Annotated in this window: 13 protein-coding genes; 5 read left to right on the forward strand and 8 right to left on the reverse strand. The window is 59.9% G+C overall.

Going from position 1 to position 15,311, the window contains the following annotated elements:
• Nucleotides 1-44 precede the first annotated feature (44 nt).
• Nucleotides 45-722 carry a DUF5710 domain-containing protein gene (locus tag SC318_RS13840; protein WP_320427218.1) on the forward strand — a complete coding sequence of 226 codons (678 nt, stop codon included), beginning with the start codon at nucleotides 45-47 and terminating at the stop codon, nucleotides 720-722.
• Between the two features lie 73 nt (nucleotides 723-795).
• Here SC318_RS13840 and SC318_RS13845 read toward each other — a convergent pair whose 3' ends face one another.
• Complete coding sequence (locus SC318_RS13845; RefSeq protein ID WP_320431234.1) at nucleotides 796-1,779, reverse strand: 5'-nucleotidase; 984 nt, start codon at nucleotides 1,777-1,779, stop codon at nucleotides 796-798.
• Between the two features lie 280 nt (nucleotides 1,780-2,059).
• On the opposite strand from SC318_RS13845, the gene SC318_RS13850 reads away from it, so the two are divergent.
• Both SC318_RS13850 and SC318_RS13855 read left to right on the forward strand, forming a co-directional pair.
• Nucleotides 2,060-2,350, forward strand: coding sequence for a type II toxin-antitoxin system ParD family antitoxin (locus tag SC318_RS13850; RefSeq protein ID WP_320427219.1), 291 nt, complete (start codon nucleotides 2,060-2,062; stop codon nucleotides 2,348-2,350).
• A 2-nt stretch (nucleotides 2,351-2,352) separates the two neighbouring features.
• Complete coding sequence (locus SC318_RS13855) at nucleotides 2,353-2,709, forward strand: type II toxin-antitoxin system RelE/ParE family toxin (protein ID WP_320427220.1); 357 nt, start codon at nucleotides 2,353-2,355, stop codon at nucleotides 2,707-2,709.
• A gap of 599 nt (nucleotides 2,710-3,308) precedes the next feature.
• Here the strand turns inward: SC318_RS13855 and SC318_RS13860 are convergent.
• The 6 genes from SC318_RS13860 to SC318_RS13885 form a co-directional block, all read right to left on the reverse strand.
• Nucleotides 3,309-3,863 (reverse strand): DcrB/PsbP domain-containing protein, encoded by a 555-nt coding sequence (locus tag SC318_RS13860; RefSeq protein WP_320427221.1) that lies wholly within the window; start codon nucleotides 3,861-3,863, stop codon nucleotides 3,309-3,311.
• Nucleotides 3,864-3,970: 107 nt separating this feature from the next.
• A complete protein-coding gene (locus SC318_RS13865) occupies nucleotides 3,971-4,837 on the reverse strand; it encodes an alpha/beta fold hydrolase (protein WP_320427222.1) in 867 nt (288 codons plus the stop codon).
• Nucleotides 4,830-6,476: a dipeptide ABC transporter ATP-binding protein gene (locus tag SC318_RS13870; protein WP_320427223.1), complete on the reverse strand. Its 1,647-nt coding sequence runs from the start codon at nucleotides 6,474-6,476 to the stop codon at nucleotides 4,830-4,832. Before SC318_RS13870 ends, SC318_RS13865 begins: the two co-directional genes overlap by 8 nt.
• Complete coding sequence (locus SC318_RS13875; protein WP_320427224.1) at nucleotides 6,473-7,300, reverse strand: ABC transporter permease; 828 nt, start codon at nucleotides 7,298-7,300, stop codon at nucleotides 6,473-6,475. Before SC318_RS13875 ends, SC318_RS13870 begins: the two co-directional genes overlap by 4 nt.
• The gene (locus tag SC318_RS13880; protein ID WP_320427225.1) at nucleotides 7,300-8,277 is read right to left on the reverse strand and encodes an ABC transporter permease; all 978 of its coding nucleotides are present in this window, start codon (nucleotides 8,275-8,277) and stop codon (nucleotides 7,300-7,302) included. The genes SC318_RS13875 and SC318_RS13880 overlap by 1 nt, the downstream gene beginning before the upstream one ends.
• Nucleotides 8,274-9,857, reverse strand: coding sequence for an ABC transporter substrate-binding protein (locus tag SC318_RS13885; RefSeq protein WP_320427226.1), 1,584 nt, complete (start codon nucleotides 9,855-9,857; stop codon nucleotides 8,274-8,276). The genes SC318_RS13880 and SC318_RS13885 overlap by 4 nt, the downstream gene beginning before the upstream one ends.
• A gap of 315 nt (nucleotides 9,858-10,172) precedes the next feature.
• Here SC318_RS13885 and SC318_RS13890 point away from each other — a divergent pair, with 315 nt between their 5' ends.
• Nucleotides 10,173-11,513, forward strand: coding sequence for a tetratricopeptide repeat protein (locus tag SC318_RS13890; RefSeq protein WP_320427227.1), 1,341 nt, complete (start codon nucleotides 10,173-10,175; stop codon nucleotides 11,511-11,513).
• 41 nt (nucleotides 11,514-11,554) lie between these two features.
• Here SC318_RS13890 and SC318_RS13895 read toward each other — a convergent pair whose 3' ends face one another.
• A complete protein-coding gene (locus SC318_RS13895; protein ID WP_320427228.1) occupies nucleotides 11,555-12,547 on the reverse strand; it encodes a P1 family peptidase in 993 nt (330 codons plus the stop codon).
• A gap of 308 nt (nucleotides 12,548-12,855) precedes the next feature.
• On the opposite strand from SC318_RS13895, the gene SC318_RS13900 reads away from it, so the two are divergent.
• Nucleotides 12,856-15,291, forward strand: a complete 2,436-nt coding sequence (locus tag SC318_RS13900) for a TonB-dependent receptor plug domain-containing protein (protein WP_320427229.1) — start codon at nucleotides 12,856-12,858, stop codon at nucleotides 15,289-15,291.
• The last annotated feature ends 20 nt before the right edge of the window (nucleotides 15,292-15,311 follow it).

Below are 15,311 nucleotides of genomic sequence, written 5' to 3' on the forward strand. Positions count from 1 at the left end.
GTTAAAGCTGCGCTTACTGATGAGCAATACGTACGGATACAGAAATGGCAAGGATTGATCTGAAAGTCCCCTTCTCAGAAAAAGATGAAGCGAAATCACGCGGTGCCAGATGGGACCCAAGCCTGAAGACTTGGTACATCCCGGAAGGTGTCGACATCGCCCCCTTGGCTCAATGGCTGTCCGTAACAGCGCATGCAGACCTGGAGCACGGACCCGAATTTAGTGTAAGAGCACCGTATTACTACGTCATAGAGTCCGTGTCCGAGTGCTGGGGCTGCTCTAATTTGACCCGCGTGTTCTCGTTCAAGCTGCCCGAGCAACACGAAGAGTTCGATTACTACGAGGATGAGGACGAAGATTTCGCGCTCACAAGCTACCTCGGCGAATGGAAGTGCCATGGGTATCGCGGAACGGTCTCCAACGTCGCCAGCCTCTCTCCCTTGGTCACGAAGCAGATCCATCACTTCACCAACAAGTTCACGCAGGCCTACAGCAAAACGGCAAGCAGCCGCTACCTGATGAATCACTGCGAAAACTGCGGAGCAAAGCTCGGCGATTTCTTCATGCACAGCGAACCTGGTGGAGCTTTCTTCCCGACCTCTCCACAAGAAGCTAAGCGGATGACGCTCATCAGAATCAACGAGCGGTTCGACGCCAACTGCAGCGTTGGCTTTGCATCCGAAGATTTTTTCGACTGGATGCAGGTTCGCGAGCAATCCTAATTACCCCATCCGATCTCGGACTGCCCGAGGAACCTATACGAACTCCTATAGCATTACGCGCTCAATCCTGCGATTACATCACCTGCTGGACCTGATCAGCTTCAGGCTCTAGCGCAACCACTGTCGCGATATGGTTGGTGATGCCGAAAGGAATGTGCACGGATGGAGCAACTGCGCTAGTCGACTTAAGGTGCCCTGATTGGTCATCGAAGAAGATGTGTGGTTTCAATACACCTAAAATTTTTCCTTTCTCGATGCCACCCAGGAAGAATGCGTCATTGGCCATGACACCCCAACTCTTGAGTGTATTCATCGCACGCTCATGAGACGGAGCATTGCGAGCTGTGACGATCGAGATGCGTATGCGGTTTTCGTATTTAGGATTGAGCTTCTTGTGCTTCTCCTCGACCGACTGGATTTTGGATATTCGCACCATGAACTCCTTCAGCGGCCCAGGGTTATGTGGCTGCATAACGTTCTTCACTTCGTGCGCATGGAACTCAGACAATCCAGAGGCCTGCATGATTGTTTCAGACTCATCGCCGGCGAGCACGCCGTCAAAGTCGAATGCGATGCGTAGGGTTTTATCAGTTTCGTCGTCTTCGAATTTTGAATCGAGCACCTGGCCAGCCGGGTACCCGGCCTTGATAGCCGCTTCCACGTCTTTTTTGTCACCCGACAAAAATAAAGCGATATTCAGTGCTGGTATGTATTCATAAGGGGATTTTCCCTGCATGAAAATCGCCCTTGTCATCCCAAGCCCGTAGTGCTCGATAGTCTTCAGTACGCGCAGCCCAGTGTCGGGATCATTGCGCGAAAGAAGTATTACCTCGACGAGCGGATCCGTTGGATCGACGCTCAGGTCATTCACTGACAGTAAGCGCTTGATGAAGGGGAACGCTATCCCCTTAGGAAGCGGGACGTGAAGATTTTTTTGCTGAAACTTGCGGTATTCCTCCTCCCCCTGACTCTGAAACATTGCGTCCGATGCCAGCAGATCAAACACAGCGCTGGAAGCGACGCCGATCACCAGGCGATTCTCTAACTCGTAGGGCATTGGAACCTCTCTTGATGCTTCTAAACGCAGATATTGATGGGCATCAAACATGCCGATCGATTTCAGGGCGGATCGAGAAGCACACATCGCGCGCCTCCTGCATGCACAGTCAGGCATATCAATCTTCAAATCAATCAGCAGGTTGCTTTATGTAGGGGGTTGACTCTGAGCCACCCATCACCTGATCGCCGGACGTCGGCCTCAAGCTATTCTCCTGAGAGAAGATGGCATAATATGCCACCAATCCAAAGTATCTGTTTACGTGAAACTGGAGCTAGTTATGGCGACGCGAAACGTTGTGCTCACCCCTCACCAGGATCAGGTTATCCATGACCTGGTGCAGTCCGGCCGTTATCAGAATGCCAGCGAAGTGATGCGAGAGGGTTTACGTTTATTGGAGCAGCGCGTCGCCGAAGACACCGCCAAAATTGAGGCGCTGCGTCAGGCGACCTCGATCGGCATCATGGATCTTGAGCACGGGCGCTTTACTCAGGTGAACGAAGGGTATCTGGAGCACTACCTCGAGGGCTTGAGCCTGGAGGCAGCCCTCCCCGCGAGAGAGAAACACTGAGCATGCCGCAGTATCGGATTTCCAATCCGGCGCGCACCGACATTGTCGACATCCTTAGGCTCTCCCAGACGCAGTTCGGCGATCAAGCACGCCAGCGCTACCAGGCGCTGATCCTTGCGGCGCTGCAAGCGCTTGCCGACACGCCTTATCGCATTGGCAGCCACGACCGCGATGAGCTTGCGCCGGGCCTTCGCAGCTACCACCTCATCTATTCACGCCAGCAGGCCAAACAAACCCATGGAACGGTTAAAAGCCCACGCCATATCGTGTTCTATCGTGTGGCAAACGACGACGTGATCGAGGTCGTCAGACTCCTTCATGACGCCATGGAAGTGCAGTTGCACTTACCTAACGACTGATCAGCGACCTCCCTAGCGACCAGAACCGGCAACATCACGCAGAGCACGAGCATCTCGCAAGTCAATTTCAGGATAGGTGCTGAGAGACAGACCCGACGACTCTTCTTAAAGATATAGACTCAATACGCATATCCTCTTCCGAACGACCAAGGATTTGCCAGATAGCGGCTGCTCAACCAGTATACGAAGGCGCACCGAATACCAGCCACTGCCATACTGGAGTCCGCCGGAGATCGCCATTGGCGATCACTCGCGCATTCGGTTCGAACGGGGGCAAAACTGGGGGCATATTTTAATTTTTAAGACCTGAAAATACCGTCCTAGAGACCTGTCCAAATGTTTTTTGGCGACCCCGATAGCTTGTAATGGAATTCCACCAAGGTCCAAAAAAGCTCTTATTAACGTGAGGTTATGGCGAATATAGTCCAGTCCCGTCCGTCCATTTCCACTGGATTCCAGAGCCCATGGGGGCGTAATTGAGAGCAAAATTTTAATTTATAAAAACGTTGCCTCCACTTATGCACGCAGACAACGCTCCTATTTTCAGAGGAAAACTCAGCGAACGGGAGTCGACAGCCCACTATCCGGACACCTGCGGCTTACTGGCCCAGAATGTTCTTCAACGCAGCGGTATGGCTGGCCGGGTCGTTTACGCTGGACATCACTTCGATGATAGTGATCTGCTGATCGTTCATCGTCATCAACGAGGCCATCAGTAGTTTCAGGCCGTTGAAATCGTCGGTGCCGTCCAGGCGGTACATCTTCAAGCCGTTCACCTCAAGGGTGTTCTCGCCAGTCATACGAAAGTTGGGTGACGCGGCCTGCTGCTTTTCCTTCAAGGTATCTATGGCACGGCCAAACGCAGCGTCCGGGGTGGTGCCCGCAGTCGACGCCGGACCTTCGGTAACGATGATGGCCCGCTCGCTTTCCGGATCGAAGTACATCGTGCCGCCGCTCTCGCTGTTCAAGGTACGGGCCTCGACACCTTTGAGCACGAACGTCAGCTTGCCGCCTGCCAGGGACACCGATTGCGTGTCCGGCGCCACCGTAGCGTTTTTTTCAGGCGGGGCAGCACCTGCCATCGTGGCCGCGCCGCTCAAGACAGCAAGCACGCACAAGGAACGGGGCCAGCCCAACAGCAAATGCTTCGACATTGATAGCGCCTTTGTTTTCAGGCCGTCGAGTACCGACGGCCTGTCGTGCGAACAGCCTAGCTTACTTGCCCGCTCACTTGCCCAGGATGTTGTTCACAGCCACAGGACTAACCTGGACGCTGATCAAGTTTTTTCAGCAACCTCTGGAACGCCGCCAGCACCTGCGCAGGCCGCTCCAACATCAATTGATGACCACACCGCTCCAACACCTCAAAGCTACCCGTCGGCAGCTGTCGGGCGAGCGCTTCCCCCCCAATGGAGGGCGTCAGTCCGTCGCTGTCTCCTGCCAACACATAAGTCGGCAAAGTCAGTCGGGCCAAGGCATCGGCGTCGGGCCATTGGGCGTTCTGCAGTAGAGACTTGAACACATACAGACGATTGCGACGGGTCAGGTTTTCCTCGTAGGCCACCAGCCGAGGATCGGCTGCGGGGTGCCACGCACGCTGACGAAAGCCCTTGGCGAGCAACGGCCGCAGCAGTTCCAACACCCAGGCAGGCAGCGCCATCAGACCGCCGCGGCTCAACGGGCGATGCAGTTGGGTGCCCAGCAGCAGGGCGCCATCCATGGTCACCTGCGGCAACCTGCGTGATAGCTCCAACAAGGCACTCAACCCCAGTCCGGTACCAAAGGAATGTGCAACCAGGATATTGCGCCGTGCAGCGTAGCGACCCAGTATTTCCAACTGATCTGCCACCAGTTCCGACCAGGCATAGGCCTGCGGCTGGCGCGGCTTTTCGCTATCGCCATGCCCCAACAGGTCCCATGCCACCAGGCTGTATCCCTGATCCGACAACGCGTGCCATAACTCGCGCCATTGATCCTTGTGACCCCCACCACCATGCCCGAAGAACAAGACTGTATCTGCCTGATGCGTGCCTGGTTGATAAGCGATGCTCAGGTGGCGCCCTGGACGGATTTCCACCCGCTCGCCCCGCACCAAAGGTAAATCGGAAAAAGCGTGTAAATCAGCCATGAATGGGACAAGCCTCCTGCGGTTCAGGGTTTTGAGGAATGATTGTCGAAGGGGATGCTGTGCGGTGAAAACCACGTAATAAGATCTGGGTATAAGCATGTTGCGGGTGGGTCAGCAGCGTTGCCGTTTCCCCCTGCTCCACCACATGCCCGCCCTGCATCACGGCAATGCGATCACACAGTCTGGCGGCCACTCGCAAGTCGTGGGTGATGAACACAATGCTCAGCTTGAGCCGACGTTGCAGGTCTTCAAGCAACTCGAGGATCTGTACCTGGATCAGCGCATCCAGAGCGGAAACGCATTCGTCCGCGATGAGTATTTTCGGCTCCACAGCCAAGGCACGGGCGACACCGATTCGCTGGCGCTGGCCACCGGAGAACTCATGAGGATAGCGTTCGAACGCGGCTGCGGGCAGCCCAACCAACTCCAGTATTGCCCGCGCGCGCCGCTCGGCCTCGGCCTTTGAGTGTCCCTGTACCAGCGGGCCGGTCATGACGATACGACCGACGGTCTGGCGCGGATTGAGCGAGGCAAACGGGTCCTGAAAAATCATCTGCACATCGCTGCGCAATGCTCGCAAACGCCCTTCGGACAGCGCCGTTACATCCTGACCCAGCCATTGAATTTGCCCACTGTCAGCACGTAGCAGCCGAACAAGGCAACGCCCCAGAGTGGATTTCCCCGAGCCTGACTCCCCAACAATGCCCAGGGTTTCACCCTGGCGCAGGGTCAACTGAACCTGCGCCAGGGCCTGGGTGGCACGCTTGCGCCACCAACCGCTGTGGCTGTGAAACACTTTATTAAGTTGCTCGGCGTTGAGCACCACACTCCCGTGCACCGTCGCGCGCGGGGCCCGCGGTTGCGCCGAGACCGCTGCCAACAGTTGCTGGGTATAAAGCGCCTGAGGCTTGCGCAACACCTGATGGGCGCTGCCCTGCTCCACCCGTTGACCTTTCTCCAGCACCAGCACGCGGTCGGCAATGGCCTCGACCACGGCGAAATCATGGGTGATGAACAACAGCGCCATGCCCTTGTCCTGTTGAATCTTGCGTAACAGATCGATGATCTGCGCCTGGGTGGTCACGTCCAGCGCCGAGGTAGGTTCGTCGGCGATCAGTAACGAGGGATCGAACGCCAATGCCATGGCGATGACCACGCGCTGACGCTGGCCACCGGAGAGCTCAAAGGGATAGACCAGGCGCAGGCGTTCAGGATCGGGCAGGCCGACATAACCCAGCAACTCCACAACCCGTCGGCGACGCTCCTGGGCCGATTTCACCCCGTGGGCGCGCAGGGTTTCATCGATCTGCTCACCCACGCGCAGCAGCGGGTTCAGCGCGCTCATGGGTTCCTGGAACACCATGCTTATATCTCGCCCGCGCAGCTGGCGCATCGCGGTTTCACTGAGCTTCGCCAGGTCTTCATCACGAAACAGCAGGCGCCCGCTTTCCACGCTCAGCGGCGTCGGTAACTGGCGCAACAATGCCTTGGCCAGCATCGACTTGCCGGAGCCGGACTCGCCCACTACACACAGGCACTCGCCGCTGCGCAATTGCAGCGACAGGTCATACAGCGCGTGACTGCGGTCGGCACCGGCCGGCAAGGCGATACGCAGGTTTTCCACGCTGAGCAACGTCATAGCGGCCTCCCCGGTTCAAAGGCCACGCGCAGACCTTCGCCCACCCGGTTCACCGCCAGCACGCACAGCACAATCGCCAACCCCGGCAGGAAACTCATCCACCAGGCATCGCGCAGCAGCCCACGGGACGCGTTGATCATGTGCCCCCAGCTCATGGCCTCAGGGTCGCTCAGGCCGAGAAACGCCAAAGCCGACTCAGTGAGGATCGCCGTGGCCATCACAAAGGTCATCACCACCAGCAACGGTGCCAGCGCATTCGGCAGAATTTGTTGACTGATGATGCCCCAGGGCGACTGCCCCAGCACCCGCGCCGCTTGCACAAACTCACGTTGTCGCAGGGTAAGGAATTCGCTGCGCACCAGCCGCGCGACGCCCGGCCACGCCACCAGCGAAATCGCCAGCACGATGGAACCCAGGGACGGCTCCAGCACCGCCACCAGGATCACCGCCAACACTAACTGCGGAATGATCTGAAAGAACTCGGCGATCCGCATCAGCACGCCGTCGAGCCAGCCACCGAAATAACCGGCGACAGCGCCCACGAGCAGTCCCACCAGCAAGGTCGCCAGACTGGTCAACGTCCCCACGGCCAGGGACACACGGGCACCGTAGAGCAAGCCGCTACCGAGGTCGCGGCCAAGCATATCGCTGCCCAGCCAGTGCGCCGAATCGTGGAACGGCGGGAGCATCGGCTGGGTGTTCATTTCCCAGGGCGAGCTACTGGTGAGCCACGGCGCGGCAGCCGCCAGTGCTGCCAGCACCAGCAAAAACACCGCGCCGGCCAGCGCCGACGGCTGGTGAATAAAGCGTGTGAGCACCGCCATCAGCCCTGTCCTCCAGCGCCAATACGTGGATCCAGCAGACGGCAAATCACATCGGTCAACACATTGAAGCCCACCACCAGAATCGAGATCACCAGAAAGCCGCCCATCAACACACCGTAGTCACGCTGGGCCAATGAGTCATACATCAAGCGGCCAATGCCAGGCCAGGAGTACACCACCTCCACCAGTAACGCGCCGCTGGCCAGTTGGCCGAGTTGCAAACCAGCGAAAGTCACCACCGGCAGCAGTGCATTGCGCAACACATGTACATACAGAATCCGCCGTGGATACAGGCCTTTGGCGTGGGCAGTGCGCACGTATTCCTGACCAAGGGCATCGAGCACGGCGGCTCGGGTGAGGTGGATATACAGCGCCAGAAACAGCACGCACAGGGATAGGCACGGCAACAACAGATGCCGCAGGCGATCCAGCAGCGAGAAGTCCCGGCCCACGGTCTCCATACCGAACGCCGGCAACCAGTCCAGACTTACGGAGAACAGCAGAATCATCAGCATCGCCAGCCAGAACGGCGGCATCGCGTACAGCAATAACGCACTGTGGGAGATCACGCCGTCCAGCCAATGCCGCTTCCGCCGTGCCCGCGCCGCCAGCACACCCAAGGTCACGCCGAGCACGGAAGACACCACAAAGGCCGAGCCCATCAATGCCAGCGTCGCCGGCAACCGCTCGGCGATCAGCGACCACACCGAGGTCTGGTTTCGGTAGGAATAACCCAGGTCCAGGTGGGCGATATTGCCCAGGTATATCAGCAACTGCTGGAGCAGCGGTTTATCCAGGCCCATGGTCTGGCGCAGCTGCTCGATAAACTGCGCATCGTCCACCCCCGCCTCTCCTGCCAACAGCAATGCAGGATCGCCCGGCGCCAGTCGAATCAGCAGGAAACTCAGCACCAGCACCGCCACCACCATCAGCAACGCCTTGACGAGCCGCCCGCTAAAATACAACACGCCGTTCATGGCGCCACGGCCTCGAGGTACACACTCTCGTAGTCCTCGTTAAGGCTGGTAGCGGTCTGCAGCAGGTTTTTCACCTGTTTGTGAAACAGCGTCGGGTAACGCATTTCGAAGATCGGCGCGATGGGCAGGTCGGTGTTCAGCACGTTCTCCAACTGGCTGTAGAGCTGTTTGCGCTCCGGGCCTTCCGGGGTATCGGCGACTTTCGCCCACAAGGCATCGGCCTCGGCGCTGTTGTAGCCGCTGACGTTGGCGAACGGCGAGGTCTTGAGGATGTAGTCGGAGCGGAACAGGTAGGCGCTGGTCAGGTAGGGGTCGCCGATCTGGAAAATAAAGTTGTAGGTCAGGTCGAAGTCCCAGTCGCTCACGCGCTGGAACCAAGTCGCCGCGTCGGACGTCACCACCTGCACCTTGAAACCCAAGGGCTGCAAGGACTGCTTGGTGTATTCGGCCAGGCGCTCCCAGGCTCCCCCCTTCTCGCCATTGAGCAGGCGAATGCGCACCGCGCCGACATCCACGCCGGATTCGGCAATCAGCGCTTTGGCCTTGTTCACGTCATAGGCGTACTGCGGCAACTGGGGATCGTGGTAAGGCGAGCTGGACACAAATGGCCCCTGGGCGACCTTGCCCGAGCCGAAGAAGATGTTATCGACGATGAACTGGCGGTTCAGCGCATACAGGATCGCCTGGCGCACCTTGGGGTTGTTCAGCGGCGGCTTGCGCGTGTTGATTTGCAGGAAGGCCAGCCCAGAGTACAACTCCCAGCCTTTTTCCGACGACTGCACATCGGGCAAGGCAGTTAAGCGCTTGAGGTCGGCGTAATCCGCATCGCCGCTGCGCAATACTTGCACATCGTTACGCTCGAACGCGGCGGCACGCGAAGAGGCATCAGGAATGACGTGGAAGATGATGCTGTCGAGGTGCGGCAGGCCCTTTTTCCAGTAGTTGGGGTTCTTGGCCAGCTTGATATAGGCGCCGCGTTTCCACTCGACGAACACAAACGGGCCGGTACCCACCGGTTTCAGGTTGTAGGGGTTGTTACGAAAGTCGGTGTTCTCGTAAAGGTGCTTGGGCACCACCGGGCGCAAGCCGCTGCCCAAGGCCGAAAGCAACGGCGCGAACGGTTTCTTCAGGTGAAAGACCACCTGCAGCGGGCCTTTGGCGGTGATGCTCTGGACGTACTCGGTGATGATCCCCCCGAGGCGTTTGTCCACCTCGGGGTAGAAGGTCTGAAAGCTGAACACCACGTCATCGGCGGTGAACGCCGGACCGTCGTGCCAGTGCACGCCGTCCTGCAAGTCGAACGTGTAGGTGAGGCCGTCAGGGGAGATGGTCCAGGCTTTGGCCAATACCGGTTTGGGCGCAAGGTGTGTGTCGAAGGTGAGCAGGCCCTGGAGCACCTTGCCGCTCACGTATTGGGTCGATACATGGCTGACTACGCCGTGCATCAGCGAGGGCGGCTCCGGCTGGGCCACCAGATTGAGCACGCCGCCCTCCTGCGGTTGTGCGTGAGCCTGGCCGGCCAGCAACGCGGTGCACAGTGCCACCGACGTGAGGGCACTGCGGAAAGAGAATGAGCGCATGGAGTCTTCTCGAATCGAAAAATATAACGAGGGTTTTGCAAGCGCTGTGCCATGGCCGGTTGGGCGGGGATTGCTGGGGTTGGCGGTGATCGCGCTGATGAAAAAACCACAGAGCTGCGCCGGAGTGTGCAAAAAGCAGCAGCAAGGCATTTCAACTGTGGGAGGGGGCTTGCCCCCGATACCGGTGGGTCATCAATGAATGAGCCAACTGACACGCCGCTATCGGGGGCAAGCCCCCTCCCACAGGTTCACCGCTGGTCGATGGCACAAGGTTTGCCCCTGTAACCGTCATCTGAATCAACGAGCCTCGCCGCCATGTCACTGGATTACCTGGGCAACCCCATCGACACCACCGACCCGACCACCCTCCAAGGGCTGGACGACTTCATAGGCGGCTTCCTCGGCTACCAGCCCCGTGCCGAACGCATCCTTGCCACCGCCGATGCCGATCCCGACTCCGCGCTGGCCAATGCGTTTGCCGGCTTGCTGCTGATGTTCATCGAGTCGCCCGAGGGCCCGGCGCTGGCGGAAAAATACCGCCAACGTGCGGCGCATGCCGTTCACCCGCGCGCCCAACTGTACCTTGGCGTGCTGCACGCCTGGATCAAGGACGACCTCGATCAAGTCCTGCGTTTGAGCGAGAACCTGCTCGACCGCTACCCCCGCGACCTGTTCGCCGCCAAGCTCAACCAGTACCTGGAATTCAATCGTGGCAACTGGCCCGCCCTGTTGCGCATCGGCCTGAAGGCCACCGCTGGCGCACCCGATATTGCCCACAGCCACGGCCTGCTGGCGTTCGCCTACGAGCAATGCCACCTGCTTGAAGAAGCCGAAGCCTGCGCGCTGCAAGCCTTACGCCTGCAACCCGCGGAGCCCTGGGCCCAGCACGCCCTGGCACATGTGATGTTGACCCAGGGACGCATCGAGGAAGGCACGGCATTCCTGGAAAGCGTGAGCCATCACTGGGACGGTTTGAACTCGTTCATGTACACCCACAACTGGTGGCACCTGGCGTTGTTCTACCTGGCGCGGGGCGAGAATCAGCGCGTGCTGGAGATTTACGACAAGCACGTATGGGGCATCCTCCCGGAATACTCCCAGGACCAGGTCGGCGCCGTGTCCTTGCTCGCGCGATTGGAACTGGCCGGAATCGACGTGGGCGAGCGCTGGCAGGCGCTGGCACCCTACCTGCAACGCCGGGTCTGCGATACGGTACAGCCGTTCCTGAGCGTGCAGTACCTGTATGGCCTGGCCCGGGCGGGCAAGCCGGAGGCGGATAGGTTGCTGGCGGCGCTGCGCCAGTACAGCTTCGACGCACGGCCGGTATGGGGCGAAGTGACCTTGCCGTTGGCGCAGGGCTTATTGGCCCATGCACGTGGCGACTGGCAACAGTCGCTGGCGCAACTGACGATCGCCCTTCCGCGGCTGAATGAGATTGGTGGCAGCCACGCACAACGCGATCTGTTTGCCCTGGTGGAGCTGGATGCACGAGTGAAGGCCGGGGATTGGTTGGCGGCGCAGCAGACACTGGAATTGCGGCGCCGGTATGACGAGTGGGATGTGCTGACGAATCGGCGTTTGGTGCGGGTGTATGAGGCGTTGAGGTTGCCGGCGCTGGCGGCGAAGGCACAGACGCGCCTGTCACGTTTCACCTGAACAGCAGGAGCCGGCTTGTGGGCTCCTACAGTTGCTCGCGGCTAGCCCCTGGCACTGAACACCCCTCTGGCAATCGCCCGCGCCACGCAATCCGCAGCCGCCGAGCCAATACAGCCAATTTCCACCTGCCGCCGTGGGCCATCGGTCAACTCAACCGCCGCCGACGCCAAGGCAAACATAGTGTCGCCATCAAACGGCAAATGCGCCGGACGCACCGCACGGGCAATCCCGTCCTGAGCCATGATCGCCACGCGTTTGCACTCAGCCACAGTGAGCCGAGCGGTACTGGCGACCACCACCAGTGTGGTGTTGGCCCCGGCTTGCAGGCGGCCCATCGAATCCAGGCGTGACAGCTGCGGCATCGGGTCGCTGCAGTCCATCTCGGCTTCAGGTCGCCGGCCACCGAACTCCCCCGCGACTTCCCAGGGCCACGCCCAGAAGGTCTGGCCGTCAGGCATGTACACCGAGCCTATCGGGTTGGCGACCACCAATGCAGCGACGATCAAGCCATTTCCCAGATTCAGGGAAGCGGTACCCAGCCCACCTTTGAGCACCCCGGCCATGGCGCCACGACCGGCACCCACCGAGCCCAATTCAAAGTCCTCACCTGCATTGGCCAGCGCCTCGAAGCCCAAGCGTCGGTAAGGCGGTTCCAACCCCCAGTCTTTGTCGCCGCCGTTAGCCAAGTCATGCAACACCGCTGCGGGCACGATGGGAATAGCCGGAGCGCCGGGTTTGAGGTGCAGGCCCACTTGGTCCTGGGACAGTTTCGCCGCCACCGCATCCGCCGCCCCCAGGCCGAAGACCGAGCCGCCGGCAAATACCAGGGCGTGGAGCTGGCCGACCATGTTTTCCGGCTCAAGCGCGGCCGTTTCGCGCCCGCCAGGGCCACCGCCGCGAATGTCGATGCTGGCAGTCCAGAAACCATTGGGGCGAATCACTGTGACGCCGGTGTCGACGCGCAGGTCCGTGGCGTGGCCGACCGTGAGGCCTGGGATATCGGTGAGGGCATTGCGCGGGCCGGGTCTAGGCATACAGAAATAGCTTCCTTGGGTTCAGGGTGTCGCGTGGGCAGAGCAAGTCGTGTGCCAAGCACAACCACCCAAGCCTTACGGCTAAATACCCGGTTGCCGATGAAAGCCCCTGCACAAAAACCAACACCCTGCCCTTGAGCCTGTTAAAAAAACACCACCCACCCGTTTAACAACCGATAAGCCTCTGTTTTTAAACACTTTTAACAGATGGCACAGCCCTTGCTCTCCAGCCTTCCCACCAGAGCTTGAACTCAACAAGCCGTCCTCTATCAAGGCCCAACACCTTAAACCACTGGAGTAGTCCCATCATGAATGCATCACGCGCCACGGGTCGCCGACCCAGTAAGGCCTTCGCCCACACGTTGTTGTTTATTGCCCTGTACGAAGCCGCCAGCTACAGCAGCCTGACGCTCGCCGCCGACGCGCCGGCCAGCGATAACCCCTTGGACACCGTTGTGGTGATCGGCAACCGTGGCCAGGCGCGCACCCTGGCCGAAAGCCCGTCCCCCGTGGACGTGATCTCCTCCAAGCAACTGCTGGCCACCGGGCAAGGCGACCTTACCCGCGCCCTGAGCAAGGTACTGCCATCCCTCAATCAGCCAGCATCGTCAGGCTTCGGCTCAACGTCGGTGGTGCGCCCGATCAGCCTGCGTGGCCTCAATGGCGACCAGGTGCTGGTACTGGTCAATGGCAAGCGTCGCCACAACAGCGCGCTGCTCAATAACGGCACCTACCTCAACTCCGGCTCGCAACCGGTGGACTTGGACATGATCCCCACCGCTCTGGTGGATCATGTCGAAGTGCTCCGTGACGGCGCCTCCGCCCAGTATGGTTCGGATGCGATTGGTGGCGTGGTCAACATCGTGCTCAAGCAGACCGACCACGGCGGCAGCCTGTCCACCCGCTACGGCCAGAACTATGAAAACGGCGATGGCGAAACCGCGCGCCAAACCGGCAATGTCGGCCTGGCGCTGCCCAACGACGGTTTTATCAACCTCGGCCTGGATGTGAAAAAACAGAAGATCTCCGACCGCTCCGACAACGCGCCCTATACCGACTCGGCCGGCAACACCAGCCTGCAACACACCTACTACGGCACCGGCCTGCCCGAGGCACGCAACTTCAGTTTCGGCTACAACGCCGAGCTGCCGGTGGACGATGCCCTCACGCTCTACTCATTCTCCACCTACACCCGCCGCAACTCGGAAAAACCACTGGCTTTCCACCAGCCCGCCAGTTTCGACGGCATCCGCACACCCTTCCCCGAAGGCATCGAAGACACCCTGCGTTTTATCGAAAATGACTTCCAGGTAGCGTTTGGCGGCAAGGGCGAACTCGCCGGCTGGGACTATGACCTGTCCAGCACCTATGGCCAGGACCACGCCGAAGCGACCCTGCGTCACACCTACAACCTGAGCTACGGCCCGGACTCGCCGACCTCGGTAGACACCGGCGTCAAAACTTTCAGCCAATGGACCAACAACCTCGACCTGACCCGCGCCTTTGATTTCGGCCTGCACAAACCCACGCAGATTTCGTGGGGCCTGGAGCAACGCTACGAGAATTACAAGATCGGCAAGGGTGACCTCGCCTCCTACGCCAGCGGCCCTTTCACCACCGGCGCCAGCGGTGGCCTGATCGCACCGGGCACCATCTCGGGTGCCGGCACCACACCGCAGGATGCTGCGCAAAAAGGCCGCACCAGCCTCGCCGGGTACGGTGAGATCGGCCAGGACTTCACCGATAAATGGCACGTCGACCTGGCCGGTCGCTACGAGCACTACAACGATGGCTCGGGCACCACGACCAACGGCAAATTCTCCACCCGCTACCAACTCACACCGATCCTGGCGGTACGCGGCACCTTCAGCACCGGTTTCCGTGCGCCTTCGCTGGCCCAGCAGATTTACAGCTCCACCTCGCAGACCAGCGTCAATGGCCAGCTGTTCGACTACCGTAACGTGGCGGTCAACTCCGACGTGGCCAAGGCGCTCGGTGCCGAGACGCTCAAACCCGAGAAGTCCACCAACTTCAGCCTGGGCCTGACCCTGCAACCGACGGACGCCACCAGCATCACCCTGGATGCCTACCAGATCAAAATCAAGGACCGCATCGCGCAAACCGGCTACCTGGGCGGCACACCGCAAATCAGCGCAATCCTCGCCGCAGCGGGCCTCAACCCGAACCAGGCGGTGACCTATTTCACTAACGCCCTCGATACCACCACCCGCGGCGTCGACCTCGTCGGAGACTACCGCCAGAGCATCGGTGCCTACGGCAACCTGCGTTACACCTTGGGCTTTAACTGGAACACCACGCGGATCGACGACATCCACGCCTCTAGCGTGGCCCAACAAGCCCTCGGCCCAACCGGTGGTTATGACCGTCAGCGCCAGGGCAACCTCAAGTACGGTTTGCCGCAATCCAAACTGCTGCTGGGCACCACCTGGACCGTCGACAAGTTCGAGATCGGCCTCAACCTGACCCGCTACGGCGAGTACACCCAGTACGGCACCGCCGAATCCTTCGACCGCACGTTCTCGCCAGCGTGGATCACCGACCTGAACATCGACTACCACCTGACGCCAGCCATCACGCTGAATGCAGGTGCCAACAACCTGTTCAACAAGTACCCGGAACGCACTGACCTGGCCAGCAGCTCGGGCGGCTTCCCCTATGGCAACTTCTCGCCCTACGGCACCACCGGCGGCTACTGGTACACCGGCGTGACGTACAACTTTTAATCCAGCCTGCGGAGCCGGTT

Origin of the sequence: Pseudomonas sp. MUP55, from assembly GCF_034043515.1 — a bacterium.
Taxonomy (GTDB): Bacteria; Pseudomonadota; Gammaproteobacteria; order Pseudomonadales; family Pseudomonadaceae; genus Aquipseudomonas.

Coding starts and splice junctions, on each gene's coding strand:
- SC318_RS13840 (WP_320427218.1), top strand. CDS start 45: ATGGCAAGGATTGATCTGAAAGTCCCCTTCTCAGAAAAAGATGAAGCG.
- SC318_RS13845 (WP_320431234.1), bottom strand. CDS start 1,779: ATGCCCTACGAGTTAGAGAATCGCCTGGTGATCGGCGTCGCTTCCAGC.
- SC318_RS13850 (WP_320427219.1), top strand. CDS start 2,060: ATGGCGACGCGAAACGTTGTGCTCACCCCTCACCAGGATCAGGTTATC.
- SC318_RS13855 (WP_320427220.1), top strand. CDS start 2,353: ATGCCGCAGTATCGGATTTCCAATCCGGCGCGCACCGACATTGTCGAC.
- SC318_RS13860 (WP_320427221.1), bottom strand. CDS start 3,863: ATGTCGAAGCATTTGCTGTTGGGCTGGCCCCGTTCCTTGTGCGTGCTT.
- SC318_RS13865 (WP_320427222.1), bottom strand. CDS start 4,837: ATGGCTGATTTACACGCTTTTTCCGATTTACCTTTGGTGCGGGGCGAG.
- SC318_RS13870 (WP_320427223.1), bottom strand. CDS start 6,476: ATGACGTTGCTCAGCGTGGAAAACCTGCGTATCGCCTTGCCGGCCGGT.
- SC318_RS13875 (WP_320427224.1), bottom strand. CDS start 7,300: ATGGCGGTGCTCACACGCTTTATTCACCAGCCGTCGGCGCTGGCCGGC.
- SC318_RS13880 (WP_320427225.1), bottom strand. CDS start 8,277: ATGAACGGCGTGTTGTATTTTAGCGGGCGGCTCGTCAAGGCGTTGCTG.
- SC318_RS13885 (WP_320427226.1), bottom strand. CDS start 9,857: ATGCGCTCATTCTCTTTCCGCAGTGCCCTCACGTCGGTGGCACTGTGC.
- SC318_RS13890 (WP_320427227.1), top strand. CDS start 10,173: ATGTCACTGGATTACCTGGGCAACCCCATCGACACCACCGACCCGACC.
- SC318_RS13895 (WP_320427228.1), bottom strand. CDS start 12,547: ATGCCTAGACCCGGCCCGCGCAATGCCCTCACCGATATCCCAGGCCTC.
- SC318_RS13900 (WP_320427229.1), top strand. CDS start 12,856: ATGAATGCATCACGCGCCACGGGTCGCCGACCCAGTAAGGCCTTCGCC.